General features: G+C 74.7%; 25 protein-coding genes. 13 read left to right on the top strand and 12 right to left on the bottom strand.

The window, feature by feature from the left end; all coding sequences use genetic code 11:
• Window positions 1–12 precede the first annotated feature (12 nt).
• Together CP977_RS10505 and CP977_RS10500 are read right to left on the bottom strand one after the other, a co-directional pair.
• Entirely contained in the window at window positions 13–873 is an 861-nt protein-coding gene (locus CP977_RS10505) for a DUF5336 domain-containing protein (RefSeq protein WP_079131224.1), read from the bottom strand.
• Between the two features lie 116 nt (window positions 874–989).
• Window positions 990–1,871: an N-acetylmuramoyl-L-alanine amidase gene (locus CP977_RS10500; RefSeq protein ID WP_152369974.1), complete on the bottom strand. Its 882-nt coding sequence runs from the start codon at window positions 1,869–1,871 to the stop codon at window positions 990–992.
• Between the two features lie 163 nt (window positions 1,872–2,034).
• Between CP977_RS10500 and CP977_RS10490 the strand changes: the two genes are divergently transcribed.
• Window positions 2,035–4,071, top strand: a complete 2,037-nt coding sequence (locus tag CP977_RS10490; protein ID WP_229991682.1) for a hypothetical protein — start codon at window positions 2,035–2,037, stop codon at window positions 4,069–4,071.
• A gap of 74 nt (window positions 4,072–4,145) precedes the next feature.
• On the opposite strand, the gene CP977_RS10485 is transcribed toward CP977_RS10490, so the two are convergent.
• Window positions 4,146–4,775: a class I SAM-dependent methyltransferase gene (locus CP977_RS10485; RefSeq protein WP_062756093.1), complete on the bottom strand. Its 630-nt coding sequence runs from the start codon at window positions 4,773–4,775 to the stop codon at window positions 4,146–4,148.
• A 46-nt stretch (window positions 4,776–4,821) separates the two neighbouring features.
• Window positions 4,822–5,229, bottom strand: a complete 408-nt coding sequence (locus tag CP977_RS10480) for an ATP-binding protein (RefSeq protein ID WP_062756095.1) — start codon at window positions 5,227–5,229, stop codon at window positions 4,822–4,824.
• An 85-nt stretch (window positions 5,230–5,314) separates the two neighbouring features.
• On the opposite strand from CP977_RS10480, the gene CP977_RS10475 reads away from it, so the two are divergent.
• The 3 genes from CP977_RS10475 to CP977_RS10465 are packed head-to-tail and all read left to right on the top strand — an operon-like array spanning window position 5,315 to window position 6,763.
• A complete protein-coding gene (locus tag CP977_RS10475) occupies window positions 5,315–6,163 on the top strand; it encodes a helix-turn-helix domain-containing protein (protein WP_109186113.1) in 849 nt (282 codons plus the stop codon).
• Window positions 6,150–6,332: a DUF397 domain-containing protein gene (locus tag CP977_RS10470; RefSeq protein WP_229991673.1), complete on the top strand. Its 183-nt coding sequence runs from the start codon at window positions 6,150–6,152 to the stop codon at window positions 6,330–6,332. The genes CP977_RS10475 and CP977_RS10470 overlap by 14 nt, the downstream gene beginning before the upstream one ends.
• 14 nt (window positions 6,333–6,346) lie before the next feature.
• Complete coding sequence (locus CP977_RS10465; protein WP_152369973.1) at window positions 6,347–6,763, top strand: hypothetical protein; 417 nt, start codon at window positions 6,347–6,349, stop codon at window positions 6,761–6,763.
• On the opposite strand, the gene CP977_RS10460 is transcribed toward CP977_RS10465, so the two are convergent.
• A complete protein-coding gene (locus CP977_RS10460; RefSeq protein ID WP_152369972.1) occupies window positions 6,741–7,586 on the bottom strand; it encodes a hypothetical protein in 846 nt (281 codons plus the stop codon). The two genes, CP977_RS10465 and CP977_RS10460, sit on opposite strands and share 23 nt — an antisense overlap.
• Before the next feature lie 77 nt (window positions 7,587–7,663).
• On the opposite strand from CP977_RS10460, the gene CP977_RS10455 reads away from it, so the two are divergent.
• Both CP977_RS10455 and CP977_RS10450 read left to right on the top strand, forming a co-directional pair.
• Complete coding sequence (locus CP977_RS10455; protein WP_109185833.1) at window positions 7,664–8,044, top strand: hypothetical protein; 381 nt, start codon at window positions 7,664–7,666, stop codon at window positions 8,042–8,044.
• 12 nt (window positions 8,045–8,056) lie between these two features.
• Window positions 8,057–8,437 (top strand): hypothetical protein, encoded by a 381-nt coding sequence (locus tag CP977_RS10450; RefSeq protein WP_152369971.1) that lies wholly within the window; start codon window positions 8,057–8,059, stop codon window positions 8,435–8,437.
• Between the two features lie 19 nt (window positions 8,438–8,456).
• Here CP977_RS10450 and CP977_RS10445 read toward each other — a convergent pair whose 3' ends face one another.
• Window positions 8,457–8,861 (bottom strand): DUF4259 domain-containing protein, encoded by a 405-nt coding sequence (locus CP977_RS10445; RefSeq protein WP_152369970.1) that lies wholly within the window; start codon window positions 8,859–8,861, stop codon window positions 8,457–8,459.
• Between the two features lie 267 nt (window positions 8,862–9,128).
• Between CP977_RS10445 and CP977_RS10440 the strand changes: the two genes are divergently transcribed.
• Entirely contained in the window at window positions 9,129–9,785 is a 657-nt protein-coding gene (locus CP977_RS10440) for a hypothetical protein (RefSeq protein ID WP_109186112.1), read from the top strand.
• A 117-nt stretch (window positions 9,786–9,902) separates the two neighbouring features.
• On the opposite strand, the gene CP977_RS10435 is transcribed toward CP977_RS10440, so the two are convergent.
• The 3 genes from CP977_RS10435 to CP977_RS10425 form a co-directional block, all read right to left on the bottom strand.
• Window positions 9,903–10,763: a helix-turn-helix domain-containing protein gene (locus tag CP977_RS10435; RefSeq protein WP_152369969.1), complete on the bottom strand. Its 861-nt coding sequence runs from the start codon at window positions 10,761–10,763 to the stop codon at window positions 9,903–9,905.
• A gap of 9 nt (window positions 10,764–10,772) precedes the next feature.
• Window positions 10,773–11,630 (bottom strand): alpha/beta fold hydrolase, encoded by an 858-nt coding sequence (locus CP977_RS10430; RefSeq protein ID WP_152369968.1) that lies wholly within the window; start codon window positions 11,628–11,630, stop codon window positions 10,773–10,775.
• 93 nt (window positions 11,631–11,723) lie between these two features.
• On the bottom strand, window positions 11,724–12,356 hold the full coding sequence (locus tag CP977_RS10425) for a response regulator transcription factor (protein ID WP_062757118.1): 633 nt from the start codon (window positions 12,354–12,356) through the stop codon (window positions 11,724–11,726).
• Between the two features lie 107 nt (window positions 12,357–12,463).
• Between CP977_RS10425 and CP977_RS10420 the strand changes: the two genes are divergently transcribed.
• Together CP977_RS10420 and CP977_RS10415 are read left to right on the top strand one after the other, a co-directional pair.
• On the top strand, window positions 12,464–13,294 hold the full coding sequence (locus tag CP977_RS10420; protein WP_062756114.1) for a glycoside hydrolase domain-containing protein: 831 nt from the start codon (window positions 12,464–12,466) through the stop codon (window positions 13,292–13,294).
• Window positions 13,295–13,507: 213 nt separating this feature from the next.
• Window positions 13,508–14,362 (top strand): MaoC/PaaZ C-terminal domain-containing protein, encoded by an 855-nt coding sequence (locus CP977_RS10415; RefSeq protein ID WP_152369967.1) that lies wholly within the window; start codon window positions 13,508–13,510, stop codon window positions 14,360–14,362.
• Between the two features lie 328 nt (window positions 14,363–14,690).
• On the opposite strand, the gene CP977_RS10410 is transcribed toward CP977_RS10415, so the two are convergent.
• Entirely contained in the window at window positions 14,691–15,851 is a 1,161-nt protein-coding gene (locus CP977_RS10410; RefSeq protein ID WP_152369966.1) for a hypothetical protein, read from the bottom strand.
• Between the two features lie 313 nt (window positions 15,852–16,164).
• Between CP977_RS10410 and CP977_RS10405 the strand changes: the two genes are divergently transcribed.
• Genes CP977_RS10405 through CP977_RS10390 form a run of 4 tightly spaced genes read left to right on the top strand, consistent with a single transcriptional unit; the run spans window position 16,165 to window position 20,143 of the window.
• Window positions 16,165–16,986, top strand: a complete 822-nt coding sequence (locus tag CP977_RS10405; RefSeq protein ID WP_062756122.1) for a Nif3-like dinuclear metal center hexameric protein — start codon at window positions 16,165–16,167, stop codon at window positions 16,984–16,986.
• Window positions 16,983–17,726, top strand: coding sequence for a zinc ribbon domain-containing protein (locus tag CP977_RS10400; RefSeq protein ID WP_183953205.1), 744 nt, complete (start codon window positions 16,983–16,985; stop codon window positions 17,724–17,726). Before CP977_RS10405 ends, CP977_RS10400 begins: the two co-directional genes overlap by 4 nt.
• Window positions 17,726–19,276: a bifunctional RNase H/acid phosphatase gene (locus CP977_RS10395; RefSeq protein ID WP_152369965.1), complete on the top strand. Its 1,551-nt coding sequence runs from the start codon at window positions 17,726–17,728 to the stop codon at window positions 19,274–19,276. The genes CP977_RS10400 and CP977_RS10395 overlap by 1 nt, the downstream gene beginning before the upstream one ends.
• A 54-nt stretch (window positions 19,277–19,330) precedes the next feature.
• Complete coding sequence (locus CP977_RS10390) at window positions 19,331–20,143, top strand: GNAT family N-acetyltransferase (RefSeq protein ID WP_062756126.1); 813 nt, start codon at window positions 19,331–19,333, stop codon at window positions 20,141–20,143.
• Here the strand turns inward: CP977_RS10390 and eda are convergent.
• Together eda and yaaA are read right to left on the bottom strand one after the other, a co-directional pair.
• Window positions 20,130–20,771, bottom strand: coding sequence for a bifunctional 4-hydroxy-2-oxoglutarate aldolase/2-dehydro-3-deoxy-phosphogluconate aldolase (gene eda / locus CP977_RS10385; RefSeq protein WP_152369964.1), 642 nt, complete (start codon window positions 20,769–20,771; stop codon window positions 20,130–20,132). The two genes, CP977_RS10390 and eda, sit on opposite strands and share 14 nt — an antisense overlap.
• A gap of 63 nt (window positions 20,772–20,834) precedes the next feature.
• Window positions 20,835–21,602: a peroxide stress protein YaaA gene (gene yaaA, locus CP977_RS10380; RefSeq protein ID WP_152369963.1), complete on the bottom strand. Its 768-nt coding sequence runs from the start codon at window positions 21,600–21,602 to the stop codon at window positions 20,835–20,837.
• Between the last annotated feature and the right edge of the window lie 58 nt (window positions 21,603–21,660).

The raw sequence follows: 21,660 nt of genomic DNA, 5'->3' as shown, positions 1-21,660 counted from the left end.
GTACGGAAGCCGTCAGCCGCGCTGGATGCCGGTGGTGTCCTGGAGGACGCCGCGGCGCCCGTCCTGGGTCTGGGCCACCAGGGCCTGGCCGCGCTGCTCGACCGCCAGGTACCAGGTGCCGGGTGCCAGCTCGGCGATCGGGGCCTGTCCGCCGTCCTCCGCGTACAGCGGGCGGGCGACCGGGACCGCGAACCAGAACGGGGCGAAGTCCGAGGCCGGCTGCGCCGGTGCCTGCTGCGGCTCGGGCTGCTGGGCGGCCTGCGGCTGGGGCTGCGGGGCGGCGCCGCCCTGCGCGCCGAACGGGTGGCCGGCGCCGTGCGAGGCGTCGTGCGCGCCCCCGTACGGCTGCTGCTGCGCACCCGGGTAGCCGTAGCCGCCGGGGACGCCCTGCGGGCCGGGCTGGCCCGGCTGCATGCCGTACGGCTGCGGGGTCTGCGGACGCGGGGCGCCGACCAGCGGGGCCTTGAGGGCCGGGACGAGCGGACCGGCGACCGCGGCGGCGGCGAGGACCAGGGAGGCGATCAGGCCGAGGATCAGACCGGCGCCGGCGCTGGTCGCCTCGAAGATCCACATGAGCAGGGTCCACGCGGAGGCGATGGTGAACGCGGTGCCGACCTGGCCGAGCTCCAGACCGGCGACCTTGCGCTGCTGCGGCAGGGCGCGGGAGGCGACGACGAGACCGGCGCCGACGATGCCGAGGAAGAAGGAGCCCCAGCCCAGCGGCGACGCTTCCCACGAGTTCGGGCTGTCGAACTGGTCGCAGAACGAAGCGGGGCCTTCGCAGCCGGAGATGCCGAGGAACGAGGCGATGAACAGCACCACCGCTGCACCGATCAGCACGCCATCGCCTCGGGTGAGGGAGCGGATATTCACGTGAGAAGTCCTTCGTCGGGTCGTCGTCGCGTCGGTCGTCGGCGCGTCGGAGTGGCGCTCGGGTCATGGCAGGGGGGGGCGGCCCCATCGTACGGAGAATCTATCGCCCGCCGGTTCTACCCCTGGAGGTAGGTGGCGATGCCGTCCGCGATCCCCTGCGCCGCCTTCTGCCGCCACGCCGCCGACGCGAGCAGCTGCGCGTCCTTCGGATCACGCATATTGCCGCATTCGACGAACACCTTGGGGACGGTTGAGAGATTGAGTCCGCCGAGATCGTCCCGTACGTCCAACCCCGTACCGTTTCCGAGGTAGTTGGCGGGTGCGGTGCCGGTGGCGCGGGCGAACCGGTCCGCGATCCGTTCGCCCAGCTCGCGGGAGGGGCCGACGATCTTCGCGGTGTCGGCGGCGCCCTCCCGGACGCGTGCGGGGAGGATCACATGGAATCCGCGGTTGCCGACGGCCGAACCGTCCGCGTGGACGGAGACGACGGCGTCGGCGCGGGCCGCGTTCCCGATCCGGGCCCGCTCGTCGATGCAGGGGCCCCAGGGGCGGTCGGCGTCGTGGGTGAGCACCACCTTCGCCCCGCGCGCGGTGAGCAGGTCCCGCAGCCGGTGGGAGACGTCGAGGGTGAAGGAGGCCTCGGAGTACCCGTCGTTCGTCGACGTGCCCGTGGTGTCGCACTCCTTGCGGTTCGTCCCGATGTTCACCTTCTGGTTGATTTCCTTGGAGTGCTGGAAGTTACCGGGGTTGTGGCCGGGGTCCACGACGACGGTCCGCCCGGCGAGGGAACGGTTCTCCGGAGCCGTGGGGGCGGGGGAGGAGGGGGTACGACTCGGCTCCGGGGCGCTCCGGGTCGCCGACCGCTCCGGCCCCTTGCCGGACGGAGGGGCGGCCGGGTCCGGGGCAGCCCCGCACCCGGCGAGCACGGCGCAGCAGCCCGTGGCGGCGAGGACGAGGGCGAGGGGGCGGCGGGCGGTCTTCCGGTGGTCGTTCGGCACCCCGCGACTTTAGGCCTTGCGAGAGGCGAAATCCCGCAGGAGTACGTCCCGGGTTGGTCACCGCCGGGGAAGAACGGTGGACGCGTGTGCGGGGACGGTGAAGGGTAGCCATAGGACGCGACGGTGGGGTGCCACCGCGCATGGACCCACGAGGGGGACCGTGGTGGGGGAAGAACCGAACGACGCACGTCCCGAACCGGCCGACAGGATCCCGGACGGGCACGCACCGAACCAGGACCAGGACCAGGACCAGGACCGGCACCGGAGCCCGGCGCCCCCGGACCCGCGCGTGGCCCCGGTGCCGGAGGCACCGCCCTGGGCCCCCGTGCCCCCGGCGGACCGGGCCCCGGAGCCCCCGGGCTCTCCGGGAGCCCCGACGACCCCGCCCCCGCCGGCGCAGCCGCCCGCGACGCCCACGCTCGCCTTCGGCCCACCGCCGCAGGCCCCGGGGCAGCCGTTCGGCCAGCAGCCGGGGCAGCCCCCCGGCCAGCCGTTCGGGCAGGCCGCGGCGCACGCCCCCGGCCAGCCGCCCGGCGACCCCTCCGGCGCCGTGCCCGTAGGGGCGGGCGCCGCCGCCGCGTCCGGGTACGGCTTCCCGCAGCCCGGGCCCGCGACCGCGCCCGGCTACGGGCCGCCGCCGGGGTACGGACCGCCGGGGTACGGGCCTCCCGGGTACGGCCCGCCGCCGCCCGCGCAGCCGCCCGGCCCCGCGAACCCGGCGCAGGCCGCCGCGATCGCCCTGCTCAACCTCTCCGGCCTCGGCCTGGGATACGTGCTCCTGCGCCAATGGATCGGCGCCGCGCTCTGCTGGCTCGCCACCGCCGCCCTGCTGGTGGTCGCGCTGCCCGCCGACGTCGACGGCGTGCCCATCGGCGTCCTCGTCGGCTACGGCGTCCTGCTGCTCGCCGCCGCGGCCGACGGCTTCCGCCGCGGCCTGCGCGCCACCCTCCGGGTCGGCGCCGCCGTCCGGCGCCTGGCGCTGCCGCTCGCCCTGGTGCTGCTCGCGGTGCCCGCCGGCGGCTCCCTCGCGTACGGGGCGGCCCGCGAGGAGGCGAGGGAGGAGGCCCTCCTCGCGCGCCTCACCGTCGCCGACGAGCGGGTGAAGTCCGGCCAGGGGCTCCTCTTCGACCGGGCCGAGCCCCTCTACCGCCTCGCACTCGCCACCTACCAGGAGCTCGGCACGAAGCACGCGGGCTCGCGGGCCGGGAAGCTGGTCCCCGCGCGCCTCGACGCGTACTACGCGCAGCTCTCCGCCCCGTACGACAAGAAGGACTTCTGCAAGGCGGTCGCGCCGCTCAAGCACCTGCGGGGCCTGCCGGGGACGGTCGACAAGGACCTCCTGGGCACCCGTCCGGCGAAGACGGACGAGCCGCTGGCCGAGTCGCTCTACGGGTGCGGGACGGCCGCGCTCGGCGTGCAGACCGCCGAACCGCCCGCCGAGAAGAGCCTGAACGAACTCCTCGACACCTTCCCGCAGTCGCCCCAGGCGACCCGCGTCGAACCGGCCGTCCGCGAGGCGATCAAGACGCGGTCCGCGGCCGTCGACGGCGGGGCCGTCCCCTGCGGCACCGTCGTGGAACTGCGCGCGCTCCGCAGCTCCGTGGACGCCCTGCCGGACGCCACCTTCGCGGGGGCCTCGCGGGAGACCGCGGCGGCCGTCGAGAAGGGCGACTTCGCCTGCGGGACCTCGCAGTTCAGGAGCAAGGAGTTCGGCGACGCGGCCACGACGATGACCCAGTTCGCCAAGGACTACCCGAACAGCCCGAAGGCCGCGCACGCGCGCTCGATCGCCATCGCCGCCGAGATCGCGGACGAGGAGCCCGAGGCCGGCAAGAGCCTGCCCCCGGCGAAGGCCCCCGGCGGCGCCCGGATGGTCATGGTGGTGAGCAACGACGGCCCCGGCTCGGTCGAACTGCTCTACACGGGCCCGACCACCGGCAAGATCACGCTGAACGCGTGCGCGACCTGCACCAAGTACCCCAGCTCGGTCTTCCTGGACCCGAAGAAGGTCAAGGCGTGCACCGGCCCGGCCTCGAAGTACCCGAAGGCGACCCTGCTGCTGCCCGCCGGCAACTACCACTTCCTCCAGAAGCGGGCCGGCACGAGCACGTCGACGGGCGGGGACACGAAGATCAGCAAGACGAAGATCGAACCGAACTACAGCTACACGAACTGCCTGTACGTGACGTCCGGGTTCTGACGCGAGTCCCCGACCGGTGGCCGCTCTCCTCGAACGAGGGGGCGGCCACCGCCCGTTCCCGGCCCGTTCCCGCCTCAGCGGCGGCGCAGCACCCGCAGCGAGTCGGTCACCGAGACCTCCTCGAAGTCGCCCGACTCCAGGGCGCGGAGGTAGATCCGGTACGGGGCCTGGCCGCCGTCCTCCGGGTTCGGGAAGACGTCGTGGATGACGAGCAGACCGCCGGGCGCGACCTTGGGGGCCCAGCCCTCGTAGTCGTTCGAGGCGTGCTCGTCGGTGTGCCCGCCGTCGACGAACACGAACCCGAGCTGCCCGGCCCACACCTTCGCCACCTGCGGAGACCGCCCGACGACCGCGATCACGTGCTCCTCCAGGCCCGCCTTGCGCAGGGTCCGCCGGAAGGTCGGCAGCGTGTCCATGAGCCCGACCTCGGGGTCCACCACGGTCGGGTCGTGGTACTCCCACCCGGGCTGCTGCTCCTCGCTGCCCCGGTGGTGGTCCACGGTGACCGCGACCGTCCCCGCCCGCCGGGCCGCGTCCGCGAGCAGGACCGTGGACCGCCCGCAGTACGTCCCGACCTCCAGGAGCGGAAGCCCCAGCTTCGCGGCCTCGGTCGCCGCCCCGTACAGCGCGAGCCCCTCCCCGACGGGCATGAAGCCCTTCGCGGCCTCGAAGGCGGCAAGGATCTCGGGGCTGGGCTCGGACATGGTGGCTCCTACTGACGAGTACGGCGGTACGGGCGCCCATCGTGCCCTACGCGTCGCACTCGAACCACACCGTCTTCCCGCCGGCCCGCTCCTCGACCCCCCACCGGTCCGTCACGGCCTCCACCAGCACGAGCCCCCGCCCGCCCTCGTCCAGCTCCCCGCCCGCCTTCGCGACCACGGTCCCGGGCACCCCGTCCGCCACCTCCACCCGCAGCCCGTGCGGCTCCCGCAGGATCAGCACGGAACAGCGGCGCCCCGGCACGTGCCGTACGACGTTCGCGACCAGCTCGGTGAGCGCGAGGGTCGCGGAGTCGGACAATCGGACGAGTTCCCACCGCGTGAGGAACATGTGCAGGATGCGACGCATGTGACCGGCCGAGTGCTCACCCACGGTGAAGCCCATGCGGTAACTCGATGCAAGTTCCGCAGGATAGAGGTCTGTTGCCTGATTCATGCCCCCAGCGTGGACGCTTTTCGTTACGCTCGGCTACGACCCGAACACAACGTCTCGTCGCGTCGATCTGGGGGGTGACCTCGCCGTGGTCAACATCCGCAACCTCGATCCCAGCGCCTCGCCGCTGGACTATTACGGAGCGGAATTACGCCGTCTGAGGGAGGCGGCCGGACTGAACCAGGGGCAGCTCGGTGGGGTGGTCTACTGCACGGGTTCGCTCATCGGCCAGATAGAGACGGCCAAGAAGGTCCCGACGAGGCGCTTCTCGGAACAACTCGACGCCGCGTTGATGACGGGCGGGACGTTCTCGCGGTTGGTGGGCCTTGTGCTGAAGAGCCAGCTGCCTACGTGGTTCCAGCCGTACGCGGACCTGGAGGCGCGAGCGACGTACATCTCCACCTTCCAGGCCCAGTTGGTGTACGGCCTGCTCCAGACGGATGCGTACGCCCGTGCCGTCCTGGGCGCCAGGACCGAGGACGACCTCGACGCCAAGGTCGAGGCTCGCATCGACCGGCAGCGAATCCTGGACCGCGAGACCCCGCCGCTGATCTGGGTCATCCTGGGTGAGGCGGTACTGCATCAGGAGATCGGCGGCAAGCAGGTCATGCGAGAACAACTCGCCCACCTGTTGCGCATCCAGGAGCGGGAGTGGGTGAAGATCCAGATCCTCCCGTTCTCGGCTGGGGCACACGCGGGGCTGCCGGGCTCCTTCACGATGCTGCGTTTCGAGGACGACCCGGATCTCGTCTATACCGAGGACTTCGTCCGTGGGCATATGACGGCTGATCCAGCCGCTTTCCGGGAAGGGTCGCTCCGTTACGATCACTTGCGGGCCGCTGCTCTCTCGGTGGAGAAGTCGGTCGAACTGATCGCCCGCGTCATGGAGGAACGATATGCGGACCGACCGGAACCTGACGGACGTGCGCTGGCGTAAGTCCTCGTACAGCTCGGACACCGGCGGCGAGTGCATCGAGGTCGCCGACCTCGCCGCCCACATCGCGGTCCGGGACTCCAAGAACCCCGAAGGCCCCGCCTTCCTCGCCACCCCGGCCGCGTTCACGGCCTTCGTGACGGCCGCCGCCGAGGGGCGCATCGGCCACTGACGGTGGCGACCCTCATGGGAATGGTGATCCTCGCCCTGGTCCTGCCGACCTGGGCGGGGATCACGTATGTGGGCCTGGTGCGGGCCCGCAGGGGCGACGAACCGCCCTGGCCCCGGGCGCCCCGCACCCCTCGTACCGCCGCCAAGAAGGCCGCCTGGATCGCCGCGCTCGCCTACCTCGCGGGCGGCGCGCTGCACCTGTACGGCCTCTCGTACATGCCGTTCCTGTTCCCCGAGGACGCCTGTTGGTTCAAGGCGGGGACGAAGGTCTACCCGGACCACAGCAGCGCGCTCCCCGTCAGCCTGGTGTGCCGGGGGACGGAGATCGTGCCGTGGTGGGTGAACCCGGGGCTGCTCGTCCTCGCGGTGACCGCCGTCGGCGCGACCGTCGCGAGCGTGGTGCTCGCGGTCAGGCGCCGCCGCGCAGGGTGAGGGTCCAGGTGTCCACGGTGTAGCGGGTCGGTTCGGCGGCGTGCTGTTCCGCGACCACGGCCACGAGGCCGTCGCCGTCGCGGCGCAGGGCCCGTACGGTCGGGGCGGCGCGCGGCCCGGCGGCGGGGCCGAGGTCGGCGAGGACGTACGTGTCGAGGTCGCGTCCGACGGCGCGGACGGCGGGCCCGTCGAGGAGGAGGACCGTCCCGTCGGGGAGGACGACCGGCTTCGGGGGCTGGGGGTCGCTCAGGGGCGGGCCGGGGACGACGGTGCCGCCGGGGAGGAGCCGGACGACCCGGTTCCCGGTCGGCAGCCGGCGGTCGGCCTCGACCACGCGCAGCCCGGTGCCGACGACGTAGTGCCCGTACGAGGGCCAGTGGTCGGTCTCGGCGCCCTCGCGGTCGTACTCACGCGTCACGAACTCCCCGTAACCCTCCAGGCCGAGGACGAACCGTCCGCCGCCCCGCGCGGCGGCGCGCTCGCCCCGGAGCTCGGCGACGAGTCGGCCGTCGGCGAGGTCGAGGAGGAGCGCGGGGCCGAGGAGGCCCCAGGGGGTGTATTCCAGGGAGCTGGTCGTGACGAGGACGCGGTCGCCGGAGAGGTGGGCGGCGTCGGGACGCCCGGCGCAGGCATGGGTCCAGCGGGTGCGCCCGTCGGCGTCGCGGAGGGTGATGGCTCCGGGGGAGCCGTGGACGGCGAGGTCGCCCCGGCGGGCGAGGGGTTCACCGGCGGGCCGGGCCCGCTCGTACGGGGGCAGGCCCTCCGCCCGCCGATGGTCCACGACGGACGCGCGCCAGTGTCCGGCCCCCTGCATGCTCGCCATGCGGGGAGCGTAACGAACACCGTTCGGGTGCCCGGGGGGCCGTCGATTACGCTCGGCCGCGACGAGGGGGAGGCGGCATGGACGACGTCGGGAGCTGGTGGATCCTGGTCGAGACGACGACCTGGACCCACCGCGCATGGGAACTGGTCCGCACGGTCCCGGTCGACGGCGACCGGGACCGGGCCCTCGCGCGGGCGGCCGAACTGGCCCGCACCTGCGGCGCGTCCGGCGGCGACTCCGACGACCCCGGGGCCACGGGCCGCCGGGTCTTCCGCGTCTCGGAGACGAACTGGCTGGTGGAGATCGCCCACTCCCGCTGGGACGAGTCCACCGGGAGCCCGTCCACGACGACCACCCACGTCCGTGTCTCCGCCGCCGTCCTGGAACACGCCCACGAGCCCCCGCCCGCCGAGCCTCCACCCCCGGGGCCCCTGCGCCGGGCCTTCGGCCGGGGCTGAGGGCTTCCGGCGGTGGGCCACGGACTTTCCCTGCACCGGTTCGTCGGCGGCGAACCGCAGGCGCTGGACGACCGGGTGGTACGGGACGTACTGGCGCCCCACGTCGTCGCCGCGTCCCCGGACGCCACCGAGCTGGTGATCCGGACGGCCGACGGCGGAGAGGCGGAGCTGCACGTGAGCACCGACGGCGTCGGCGTGCACCGCTTCCCGTCCGGCGACGTCCTGGACGTCGTCGCCGAACTGGCCCACCGCCTCGAAGCCGCCGTCGTCCTCCCGGACGGCGTCCTCGTGGGCGACGGGGCCCGGCGCGCCGACCTCCCGGACGGCCTGCGCGAGACGGCCGCCGTCGTCGCGATGACGGGACGGGGACTGCGGGACGCGCTCGACGGCTGAGGAGGGTTCCCGGCGCCCTTCACGCCCCCGCCAGCACCGCCCGCAGCCCCCGTACTCCCGCCTTCCACTCCTCCCCGTCCGACTCCTCCCACAGTTCGAGCAGTTCGGAGGGCTCGGTGAGGACGCGGTCCAGGGCCGCCACGGCCTCCGGGCGCAGGGCGGCCGGGAGCACGGGCAGCGGCTCCTTCGGGCCGTACGAGGTGGTGACCGGCTCCCCGCCCGGGCACTGGGCCGGGAGCAGGGCCGCCGAGGCGATCGCCTCCACCGCCAGGTCCGCGTCCAGGTACTCCCCGCCGGTGTCGTTCACCTCGCGGAAGGCACCGCGCAGCACCTCCGCCCTCTTCTCCGCCGGGGCCTCGTCCACCCGGTAGGAGAAGTCGGCGGCGGTGTCGTTGTCGAAGGGGCCGATGTCCCAGGTACCCATGGCGTACTCGCTCTCTCCGTCGTCAGGGCTTGCGGAGATCGTGGCAGTCCCCACTGACAACGCCCTCCGGGCCGGTGGGACAATCGGCCATGCCCGTGCCCCGTCCCCGGCCGGCCGGCCGGACCGGCGCCGAAGCAGCGGCTCGACCGCGACCGGCTCGAAGAGCGGATGCTCGACCTGCTCTCCTCGCACCCCGGGACCCCCACCCCGGGGACGCCTGCGCCGGGCCTTCGGGCGGAGCCGGGGGCGACCGGCGAGGAGGCGGAGATGCAGGGCCATGGAGGAGACCCGTACCCGGACGTGACCGCAGCGGGCGGTCTCGTGGCGGCCCTGCGGGCGGAGGCGGCGCGGCGCGGCCGTGACGTCGGGCTGCCGCCCTGGGCCACGGACGCCCTCGCCGTCGAGACGACGAGGGGCTACCTGTCGGTCGACCCCGCGCCGGGGGAGCGCCTGTTCCGACTGCGCGTCCACATCCCCGACTTCGGCTGGGACATCGGCGCCACGGACGACCTCGGCACACTCGTGGAGACGATCGCCACGTGGCGGGAGGGCGTGCCGTACGACGAACTCGGGGCGCGGTTCGGCTTCCTGGACCTCGCCGGGTTCACCGGGGCGCTCGCGGCCGGGGAGCCCACGGCCGCGCAGTGGGCCGGCCTCCTGTCGTCCGCGTACCACCGGGGGCAGCGGGACCTCCTGCGCCGCCTCCACGCGGACGGGGTGCTGCGGAACGCGTTCCCGACGATGACGCACCGCGCCGTCCGCCTGCGGGTGGACCCGATGGACGGGGCGAGCCGCCAGGTCCTGGTGCACGAGCCGGACGAGGGGCGCTACGAGTTCGTACGCGTCGGGGCGCCCGGGGCGACCTGGACCGAGGTGTCGGGCGACGCCCTGACCGCCCACCTGCGGGCGGCGCTGTACGAGTGAGCCCCGAGGCCGCACCCCCGGCCGGGCTCCCCGTGCCGTCAGGAGGCGCCCCGGCTCCACCAGGACCGCCCGCAGCCCCCGTACCGGGTACGGAGCGCGACCCACCAGCCGTACCGTTCAGGCGCGGTCCGCCGGGCGCCGGGCGGGCGACGACGCCGGCCAGGCGACGTCGTCGATCGCGAGCCACGGCGCGACGGCCACCGCCGAGGGCGTGAGGCCGGTGAACTCCCGTACCTCGCGGTGGAGGTGGGACTGGTCGGCGTAACCGCTCCCGGCGGCGACGTCGGCGGCGGCGTGCCCCGCCGCGAGGAGACGGGCGGCGCGGTCGAACCGCACCAGCCGGGCGGCCCGCTTGGGCGTCACCCCGAGCTGGGAACGGAAGCGGGCCGACAGGCGCTTGCGGCTCCAGCCGACCTCGTCCGCGAGGCCGTCCACCCTCACCCGCCCCCGGCGGCCGAACGTCCGCCGCCAGGCGTGGGCGACCTCCGGATCCACCCGGGGGCCGGCCCCGAGCCGCCGGCCGAGGACGTCCGCCGCGAGCGCGAACCGGTCCTCCCACGACCCGGCGGCGCGCAGCCCCTCCTCGAACCGCTCGGCCTCACGGCCCCAGACGTCGGCGAGGGACACCACCGCCCCGTCCGATCCGGCCGACACCCCGAACACCGAAGCCGCCACGACCGGCTCCAGCCGGATCTGGAGGCACTCGCCGACCAGGCCGCCCGCCCGGAAGTCACCGGGGAGCAGCCCGACGACGACACTGCCGCGCCCGTGCCGGTCCCGCGCGCGGTGGACGAGCTCCCCCTCCCCGCTCAGATCGACGAGCAGGGTGACGGCGGGGTGCGCGACCATCGCGATGTCCACGGGCGCGGAGACGCCGTGGCGGAAGCCGGCCATGGCGGCCCCCGGCGTCCGGAGCGGGGCGCGGGGGACCGCGACGTCCACGCGTGTCCAGTCGAGCGGTGCTTCCGTCGGCCGCATGGCACCAGCCTAGGGACGTACGGGCGGGATGTCGCTGCCTGGCGCCGTGAAGCCCAGCAGCAGTGCGGCGGTTCCGCCGGGTTCTTCGAGCATGGCCATGTGCCCGACGCCCGGCAGCGTCTCGACCCGCGCGCCCGGCACCGCCTCGTACCGGTGCGCCGACGACGGCTCCCAGCGGGGGTCGGCGCCGCCGAAGACCACCAGCAGGGGCACCCCGAGGGCGGCGAGGCGCTCGGGCACGCTCCGTTCGGCGATGTAGGCGCCGTTGCACCGCAGCACCGCCCTGGTCGTGCGGTACGTGCCGCGCCGCAGGTCGGCGACCATGGCGTCCGGGACCTCCACCGGGCGGGCGGCCGTCGCGCCGACCCCCTTGCGGATCACCGCGTCCGAACGCATCGCCCACAGGAGCGGGCCGAGGGGCGGAGCCAGCAGGACCCGGAGGAAGAACGGCTGCGGGAGCAGCGCGTCGGGGGCCGGGCCCGAGCTGATCAGCGCGAGCGACCCCACCAGGTCGGGGCGCCGTTCGGCGAGCGCGGTGGCGACGTAACCGCCGCTGGAGTGCCCGGCCACGGCGACCGCGCGCAGCCCGAGGCCGTCAAGGACCGCCGCCACCCGGTCCGCCTGCGCGGGCACGTCGTACGACGGCACGGGCGGGGACTGGCCGCAGCCGGGGAGGTCGACCCGGACGACGTGGTGGCGGCGGGCGAGCGCGGGGATCATCGGCCCCCAGGTGGCGCCCGAGGCCCCCGATCCGTGGATCAGCAGCAGCGGGGGCGCGTCCTTCGGACCGTCGTGGACCACGCGCAGTCCGTGGGCCCGCGGTCCGTGGGTACGCCCCGTGTCGTGTTCACCCGTGAGTTCGCTCATGGAGGGAGGATGCGGGGCCCGCCGCCCGCCGGTCTTGTACGTATGTCCGCGCGGAGCCGCCGCCCGCTGGTCCTGTACGTGCGCCGCGCGGGTTCAGAGCCAGCCCTGCTGCCGGGCCGCCCTCACCGCCTCCATGCGGTTGCGGGTGCCGGTCTTGCCGATCGCGGAGGACAGGTAGTTGCGGACCGTGGACTCCGAGAGGTGGAGGGCGGCCGCGATGTCCGCGATCGTCGCGCCGTCCACCGAGGCCGCAAGGGCGTCCCGCTCGCGGGCCGTCAGCGGGTTCGGGCCCGCGCCGAGGGCCGCCGCCGCGAGGGCCGGGTCGACGACCGTCTCGCCCCGCAGCGCCTTGCGGACCGCCTCGGCCAGCTCCTCCACGGGCCCGTCCTTCACCAGGAACCCGACCGCCCCCGCCTCCATCGCCCGCCGCAGATAGCCCGGCCGGCCGAACGTCGTCAGGATGAGGACCCGGCAGTCCGGCACCTCGTCCCGCAGGTCCGCCGCCGCGTCCAGGCCCGAACGCCCCGGCAGCTCGATGTCCAGCAGCGCCACGTCCGGCCGCGCCACGACCGCCGCGTCCACGATCTCGTCCCCGCGCCCGACCTGCGCGACCACCTCGATGTCCGGCTCCATGCCGAGCAGCAGGGCCAGCGCCCCGCGCATCATCCCCTGGTCCTCGGCGAGCAGGACTCTCACGGACTTTCCCGGGCGGTGGTCCCGCGGCATCTCGGTCACGGGAACCAGCGTAGGGCGGGCGAAGGCCGGGTTATGGTGGGCGCGCCCCGAGGGGACGGGGCCGCGATCCGCAGAACGCACACGTATGGGGTGGGGAAATGCCGAAGCACCGGCTGTCCAGAAAAGGTCGCTACATCGCCCTGGCGACGACCGGGGTCACCGTCGTCGCCGGAGCCGGGATCGCGGCGCAGACCTCGATGGCCGCCCCCGCGTGGCCCGCGCAGAAGACCTACACCGGCCGGGCGTTCGACGCCTGCACGGCGCCCTCGCTCGCCGCGATGACCGCGTGGAAGAAGGACGCCTACTACGGCGGCGTCGCCGTCTACATCGGCGGCAAGAACCGCGGCTGCGCCCAGCCCAACCTCACCAAGCCCTGGGTGAAGTCGGTCGACAAGCTCGGCTGGCGCGTCATCCCCCTGTACGTCGGCGCCCAGCCGCCCTGCCAGAAGAGCCTCAACAAGGAGCGGTTCACCGCGGCCAACGCCGCCTCGGTCGGCGCCGCCAACGCCAACGACGCGATCGCCAAGGCCACCGCCCTCGGCATGAAGCCCGGCAGCCCGATCTACCTCAACATGGAGTCGTACAACATCGCCGACAAGGCCTGCAACGACGCCACCCTCACCTACGTGCGCTCCTTCACCAGGACCCTGCGCGCCAAGACCTACCGCGCCGGCCTCTACGGCTTCAGCACCTCCAGCGCCAAGGCGATCGCCACCGCCAAGGACCGCACGGACCTGCCGGGCAACCTCTGGTACGCCCTGTGGAACGGCCAGGAGACCACCACCAAGGACTGGCCCTGGGACCCGAAGCTGTACACGAACCACAGCCGCGGCCACCAGTACAAGGCCAACAGCAAGGAGACCCGCGGCGGTCACACCATCAACGTCGACCGCAACGCCTGGGACGCCCCGGTCGCCATCGTCGGCTGACCGGCCCGCCGCCGACGCCGGGTGCCCGTACTTCCTCGGGGGCGGCCCCGTAAGGGTTCTGACGTCTCGTCAGGGAAGGTTCCCAAGCCCCGTCGCCTCGGCTATACATGAGGGCCACCGAACTGGAACACGTTCCAGAGCGACCGCGCTCCGGGACGACCGTGCCCCGGAGCGATCGCGCTCCGGGGCCATCCCGTGAGGAGCCGCAGCCCGATGCCCATCGACGCAGCCAAGGCCGTCGCCGCCGAACCCCGCAGCACCGAGATCGCCTGGGACCACAAGGACGTCCAGCTCTACCACCTCGGCCTCGGCGCGGGCGCCCCCGCCACCGACCCCGCCGAACTCCGCTACACCCTGGAGTCCCGGCTCCACGTCCTGCCCAGCTTCGCCACCGTCGCGGGCGGCGGCATGGGGATCGTCGACGGGCTCTCCGCCCCCGGCGTCGACGTCGACCTCATGAGCGTCCTGCACGGCGCCCAGTCGATCACCCTCCACCGCCCCCTCCCCACCGGCGGGCGCGCCGTCTCCACCTCCCGCGTCGCCGCCGTCCACGACAAGGGCAAGGCCGCCGTCCTCGTCCTGCGCTCCGAGACCGCCGACGCCGACGGCCCGCTGTGGACGAGCGACGCCCGGATCTTCGTGCGCGGCGAGGGCGGCTGGGGCGGCGACCGCGGCCCCTCCGACCGGCTCCCCCTGCCCGACCGCGTGCCCGACCGGACCGTGGAACGGCCCGTGCGCGAGGAACAGGCCCTGCTCTACCGCCTCTCCGGCGACTGGAACCCGCTGCACGCCGACCCCGAGTTCGCGGCCCTCGCCGGCTTCGACCGGCCCATCCTGCACGGGCTCTGCACCTACGGGATGACCCTCAAGGCCGTCGTGGACACCCTGCTCGACGGGGACGTCACCCGCGTCCGCGCCTACCGCGCCCGCTTCGCCGGGATCGTCTTCCCCGGCGAGACCCTCCGCATCCGGATGTGGACCGTGGAGGGCGGCACCCAGGTGACGGTCGCGGCGGCGGAGCGCGACGACGCCCCCGTACTCGCCGACACGTTCGTGGAACACGCGTAGGGCGGCCGGGAGCAAGGGGCAGGGCGGCCGGAGTACGTACGGGACGGCCGGGAACGCGTGCAGGGCGATCGGAAACGCCGGAGGGCCCCGGGGTTTCCCCCGGGGCCCTCCGGATCACCGCTTCGCGCGCCCGGTCGCCCGGACGCGCCGGTCACTGCGCGTCGGGCTCGCGGCGGTGGCGGCCGTGCGGCGAGGACGAGGAGTCCTCCGCCGGCGAGGCCTCACCACGATGCCGCCCGGAGCCGTGCGACTCCGTACCCTCCGTGTTTGCTTCCGACATGCTGCAACTCACCCCGTGGAAATTGTTTCTGCCGTGCGGCCCGAGAGTCTAGTCAGCCGGCCGGCGGTCCGTGAGGGGAGCCTGCTGGAGCGGTACGGGACGGCACACCCGGGGCTCCTCGGGGACCGTCACCGGCTCCGGCTCCGGCACGGGGTCCGGCTCGGGCGGCGGCTCCAGGGCCGCGAGCCCGCACGGCGTCCCCGGCGTCGCGTACGGCAGCCGCAGGACACCCCCGGGCGTCCACAGGCCCGCGCCCGCCAGCCAGCCCTGCGGGACCGCCAGCTGGTCCATCCGGCGGGACGAGGGCCGCCAGGTCCCCACCCAGCTCCCGGCCGCCGCGTCGATCCGCAGCGCCACCGCGCAGCCCTCCGGCATGAGCACCTGCCCCGGCTGCACGGCGAACGGCGTCACCGCCGCGTCGTCCAGCCGCAGGCAGTCCGGGAAGCGGACCGGAAGCAGGCTGCCCAGGACGCCCCAGCCGAGCCGGTCGTGACCCGGCGACGGCGCGTCGGAGCGGATCAGGAGCAGCCCGCTGTCCGGGTCCGCGAGCAGCAGCCGGTCGTCGCTCTCCTCGGTGATCTGGAGCAGCGGCGTCACCTCCCCGCCCCGCTCCAGGTCGATCGCGACCGCCTTCACGGGGCCGTCGCCGAGCCGCCGGTCCAGGGCGAGCATCCGGCCCGTACGGTCGAGCCACACCCCGCCCGAGCAGTGCCCCTCGACCTCCGCGACCTGCTCGGGACCGAAGGCCCCGCCCGCCACCAGCCACAGCGTCGTGCTGTCGGGGCCGACGCACATCGCGTACGCGCAGATGCCGTCCGGCGAGGGCGGGAGCAGCACGAGCCCCTCGGAGCCGGGCGCGTCCACCGAGCCGAGCCGCAGCTCGCCGGTGGCCGGGCCGGTCGGGTAGAGCAGGGAGAAGGAGTGCCGCCGCCCGTCCACGCGGCGGCAGACGAGGACCCGGCCGTCCGCGAGCGGAAGGAGCTGGGTGTGCGGCTCCTCCGGCTGGTCGAGGGGGAGCGGCACGGCGTACGGCTCCGGACCGTCGAGGGTCCACCTCTCCACGTACAGGGCGTCGCCGACGCCCGCGAGCCTGGCCGCGTACGCGCCGTTCGCCGTGGTCGTGAACCCCGTCGGCCGACCGCCGCCCCCGCCCTGCTTCCCTTCGCGGTCGTCGTCCTCGGCCGTCGTCTCGATGGCACACGCTGTCATCGACTCGTCACCTCCGGCGACGAAGCTAGTTTTCGTACTTCCAGCCGAACAACACGAGCCCGCTCACTTCACACATAAGGGTGGCCGTCCGGCGGTTCTGCTGAGCGGGGGAGGACGGGTGTGCTGGAGTAACCGGCGGTGACCTCGGGTAAGGGGAGCCTAAGTGGAGTCGGTGGCTCCGGTGGCGGGGGTGCGGCCGGAGCCGGGGTCGGGAGCGGGACCAGGGGCGGGGTTGTCCACAGGGGCCGGGGTCCGGACGGGGTTGTCCACAGGCCAGGGCGGTGGAGTACGCGGGACAGGTAGCCTTTCCCCCGTGCCCCGTCTGTCTGAAGTCATCGCCGAACTCGACGCCCTCTGGCCGCCCGACCGGGCCGAGCAGTGGGACGCCGTCGGCACCGTCTGCGGCGACCCCGACGCCCCGGTCGGCCGCGTCCTCTTCGCCGTCGACCCCGTCCAGGAGATCGCCGACGAGGCCGTCTCCCTCGGCGCCGACCTGATCGTCACCCACCACCCGCTCTACCTGCGCGGTACGACGACGGTCGCGGCCGGCCACTTCAAGGGCCGCGTCGTGCACGACCTCATCAAGAACGACATCGCCCTCCACGTCGCGCACACCAACGCCGACACCGCCGACCCCGGCGTCTCCGACGCCCTCGCCGGCGCCCTCGACCTGCGCGTCACCGGCCCGCTCGTCCCCGAGAACGGCCTCGGCCGGATCTGCGAGCTCGACCGCCCGGAGACCCTCGCCGAGTTCGCCGCCCGCGCCGCCGCGCGGCTGCCCGCCACCGCGCAGGGCATCCGGGTCGCCGGCGACCCCGGCATGCTCGTGCGCCGGGTCGCCGTCAGCGGCGGCTCCGGCGACAGCCTCTTCGACGCCGTGCGCGCCGCCGGCGTGGACGCCTTCCTCACCTCCGACCTGCGCCACCACCCCGTGTCCGAGGCCACCCAGCGGACCCCGCTGGGCCTGGTCGACGCCGCCCACTGGGCCACCGAGTGGCCCTGGTGCGAGCAGGCCGCCGCGCAGCTCGACGCGATCTCCGACCGTCACGGCTGGGACCTCCGCGTCCACGTCTCGAAGACGGTCACCGACCCCTGGTCCTCCCACCACACCTCTTCTCCTGGAGCCCCCAACTGAACGCCGCGCCCGCCGACCAGATCCGCCTCCTCGACGTCCAGGCCCTGGACACCCGCCTCCAGCAGCTCGCCCACAAGCGCCGCTCGCTGCCCGAGCACGCCGAGATCGAGGCGCTCACCAAGGACCTCAACCAGCTGCGCGACCTGCTCGTCGCCGCGCAGACCGAGGAGAGCGACTGCGGCCGCGAGCAGACCAAGGCCGAGCAGGACGTCGACCAGGTCCGCCAGCGCGCCGCGCGCGACCAGCAGCGCCTCGACTCCGGCGCCGTCTCCTCCCCGAAGGACCTGGAGAACCTCCAGCGCGAGATCGTCTCCCTCGCCAAGCGCCAGGGCGACCTGGAGGAGATCGTCCTGGAGGTCATGGAGCGCCGCGAGTCCGTCCAGGAGCGCCTCGCCGAGCTGACCGAGCGGGTCTCCGCCGTCCAGGCCAAGACCGACGACGCCACCGCCCGCCGCGACACCGCCCAGGCCGAGCTGGACGCCGAGGCCGCCTCCCTCACCAAGGAGCGCGAGCTCGTCGCGGGCTCCGTCCCGGCCGACCTGCTCAAGCTGTACGAGAAGCTGCGCGAGCAGCAGGGCGGCGTGGGCGCGGCCCGCCTCTACCAGCGCAAGTGCGAGGGCTGCCACATCGAGCTCAACATCACCGAGCTGAACGAGGTCCGCTCCGCCGCCAAGGACGCGGTCGTCCGGTGCGAGAACTGCCGCCGGATCCTCGTCCGCACCTCGGAGTCCGGCCTGTAATGACCTCCGCGCGCGAGCTCGTCGTCGAGGCGGACGGAGGCTCCCGGGGCAACCCGGGGCCCGCCGGTTACGGGGCCGTGGTCCTGGACGCGGCGACGGGCGAGACGCTCGCCGAGGCCGCCGAGTACATCGGTGTGGCGACGAACAACGTCGCCGAGTACAAGGGCCTGGTCGCGGGCCTCAAGGCGGCCCGGGAGCTCTTCCCGGACGCCACCGTCCACGTCCGCATGGACTCCAAGCTGGTCGTCGAGCAGATGTCCGGCCGCTGGAAGATCAAGCACCCGGACATGAAACCGCTCGCGGCCGAGGCCGGCCGGGTCTTCCCGGCGGGCCGCGTCCGCTACGAGTGGATCCCGCGCGAGCGGAACAAGCACGCGGACCGGCTGGCGAACGAGGCGATGGACGCGGGGCGGCTCGGGCGCCGGTGGGAGCCGTCCGGCTCCACCGCGTCCCTGGACGCCTCGGCCGCCCGCAACGCCGCCGCGCCACCGCCGTCGGGCCCGCCGGGCGACGCGCGGGCGGGGGCGGCCCGGGCGAGGGCGGCACTTTCCGGAACCGCCGGGACGCCGAGCACCGGGGCTTCCGGGACGCCGACCGCCGGGACCTCCGCCAGGACTCCCGGCTCCCCGGCCGCCAGGACTCCCGGCTCCCCGGCCGCCAGGACCTCCGACGCCGGCACGGACACAGGCGCGGGCGCCCGGCCCACCACGGGCGACGGCCCGAACGACGGCCTGTTCGCCGCCGAGGACGCCACCGCGACCTCCTCCACCCCGGTCGCCTCGGGCGACTTCGAGGCCGAGGCGGGCGCCCTGGCGCCGACGGGCCACGCGGCCCGCACCACCGGAGCCACGCGGGCCGACGCCCCCGCCTCCACCCCCGTACAGCCGCGAGGCACCGCCCCGCAGGGCTGGGCCGGGCCCGACATGGGGGCGCCCGCGACCTTCGTGCTGCTGCGGCACGGGGAGACCGCGCTCACGCCCGAGAAGCGGTTCTCCGGGAGCGGGGGGAGCGACCCCGAGCTGTCGGCGGCCGGGCTGCGACAGGCCGAGGCCGTGGCCGCCGCGCTCGCCGCCCGGGGCACGATCCAGGAGATCGTCAGCTCGCCCCTGACCCGCTGCCGCCAGACCGCCGCCGCCGTCGCCGCCCGCCTCGGGCTCGACGTGCGGATCGAACAGGGCCTGCGGGAGACCGACTTCGGCGCCTGGGAGGGGCTGACCTTCGGCGAGGTCCGCGAGCGGTACCCCGAGGACCTCGACGCCTGGCTCGCCTCCCCGAAGGCCGCGCCGACCGGCGGCGGCGAGAGCTTCGCGACCGTCGCCCGGCGCGTCGCCGCGACCCGGGACCGGCTGACCGCCGCCCACGCGGGCCGCACCGTCCTCCTCGTCACCCACGTCACGCCGATCAAGACCCTGGTCCGGCTGGCCCTCGGCGCCCCGCCGGAGTCCCTGTTCCGCATGGAGCTGTCGGCCGCCTCGATCTCGGCCGTCGCCTACTACGCCGACGGCAACGCCTCCGTACGCCTCCTCAACGACACCTCGCACCTGCGGTAGGGCGAGGGGAAAACGGGTGGCACGGGGCCCCTCCCCGTACCACCATCACCACCCATGACGTGGCACTTCACCGATGACCCGGCCGTCTTCCGCGCGGCCGCCGGCGCCCTGCTCGCCGCCGAGCCCGCCCGCAACACCGGCCTGCTCACGCTCGTGGACACGGCCGGGCGGCTCGGCTGGTGGACCGAGCCCGACGGGCGGGTCACCGGGGTGCTCGTGGTGGCCGCGCCGGGCGAGCCGACCTTCGGGACGGTGACGCCGGAGGCGGCCCGCGCGCTCGCCTCCTCGCCGGACTTCCCCGAGAACGGACGACTGGCGGTCGTACGGGGCGAGACGGCGCCCGTCGAGGCGTTCGCGGAGGCCATCGGGCGCCCCTGGACCGCCACCTTCCGGATGCGGCTCTTCCGGCTCGGGACGCTCACCCCGCCGGACCCGGCCCCCGCCGGGCGCGCCCGCGTCGCCACCACCGCCGACGTACCCCTCGCCGCCGCCTGGGCAAGGGAGTTCGTCCGGGACATCGGCGAGGAGCCGGGGGAGGACTACACCGGGCCCGTCACGGAGCGGATCTCCGACGGCCGGTTGCTGTTCTGGGACGCGGACGACGGACGGCCCGTCTCCATGGCCTGCTTCTCGCCCGTCGCCGAGGGCCAGTCCCGTGTCCACCTCGTCTACACCCCGCCCGCCGCGCGCGGACGCGGGTACGCCGCCGGGGTCACCGCCGCCGTCACCCGCGCCGCCCGGGACGCCGGGGCCGTACAGGTCCTGCTCTTCACGGACCTGGCCAACCCCACCAGCAACGCCCTGTACCGGCGGCTCGGCTACCGCCCGGTGAACGACCACCTGACCGCCGCGTTCACCGCCCGCTGACCGGCGCCCGCAGCGCCGCCGTCCCGCGCGCCAGGGACTCGACCCGGGCCCAGTCGCGGGCGGCGAGGGCGTCGGGCGGCAGCATCCACGTACCGCCGACGCAGCCGACGTTCGGCAGGGCGAGGTAGGCAGGGGCGGAGGCGGCCGAGACGCCGCCGGTCGGGCAGAAGCGGGCCTGCGGGAGCGGGCCCGCGAGGGACTTCAGGTACGGGACGCCGCCCGCCGCCTCCGCCGGGAAGAACTTCATGGCGTCCACGCCCTGTTCGAGCAGCGCCACGACCTCCGAGACCGTCGAGACCCCCGGCAGGAACGGCACGCCCGACTCCCGCATCGCGCCGAGGAGCCGCCCGGTCCAGCCGGGGCTGACCAGGAACCGGGCCCCGGCGCCGACCGCGTCCGCGACCCCGGCCGCCGAGACGACGGTCCCGGCGCCGACGACCGCCTCCGGCACCCCGTCCGCGATCGCCCGCAGGGCGTCGAGCGCGGCCGGGGTCCGCAGCGTGACCTCGATCAGCGGCAGCCCGCCGGCCACCAGGGCGCGGGCCAGCGGGACCGCGTCGGCGGCGTCCTCGATCACCACCACGGGGACGACGGGGGCTTCCGGGGCAAGGTCGAACACGCTCGTCATGGCCTCATCCTGACGAGGCCGAGCGTCCCCCGCAACGAGCGTTGCGCAGAATGCAACCGGAGTTCAGTGGACCTCGTCCACCAGGACGTCCAGGGCCCCCGCCCTGCCGCCCTCCTCCACCACGTACCGCAGGTCCCGAAGCGCCTCCACCAGCTCGGCCGGGGTGCCGGGCTCCGCGCCCGCCTCCAGGAGGCTCCGTACGATCCGGCCCTTCGTCGCCTTGTTGAAGTGGCTGACCACCTTCCGGGTCGGCGCGTGCAGCACCCGCACCGTCGCCGTCCGCGCCGCCACCTCGCCCTTCGGCCGCCACGCCGTCGCGTACGCCGACGAGCGCAGGTCCAGGACGAGCCCGTCCCCGGCCGCCTCGGGCAGTACGGACGCCATCGGGCCCCGCCAGTGCGCGCCGAGCGCGCCGAGGCCCGGCAGCTTGACCCCCATCGAGCAGCGGTACGACGGGATGCGGTCGGTCACCTTCACGGCGCCCCACAGGCCGGAGAAGACCAGGAGCGCGTCCCCGGCCCGCTCCCGGGCCGCCGCGTCCAGCGTCGCCAGGCCGAGCGCGTCGTACAGGACGCCCGTGTAGACCTCACCGGCCGGGCGCGCGCCGGCCGTCCGCAGCTCGGCGTTCTTCGCGACCTCGCCGCGCAGCCCCTCGCTCAGGCCGAGCACCTCGCGGGCCTTCTCCTCGTCGGCGACGCACAGCTCGACCAGCTCGTCCAGGACCGCCGCCCGCGCCTCCGCGAGCCCCGGCAGGGACAGCGACTCCGGCTTGAGGGGCGCCCCGCTCCCCGACGGAGCCTTGCCTTCGGAGGGCGGCAGCAGCACGAGCACGGTGGTTCTCCTTCGTACGGACGGGGGTGGGGGTGCGGCCCCGGCCGCCCAGCCTACA

The sequence above is a fragment of the Streptomyces cinereoruber genome (assembly GCF_009299385.1).
Classification (GTDB): Bacteria; Actinomycetota; Actinomycetes; order Streptomycetales; family Streptomycetaceae; genus Streptomyces; species Streptomyces bikiniensis.
Note: the sequence above shows the minus strand (reverse complement) of the source record. Positions and strands in the feature narration are given on the sequence as shown.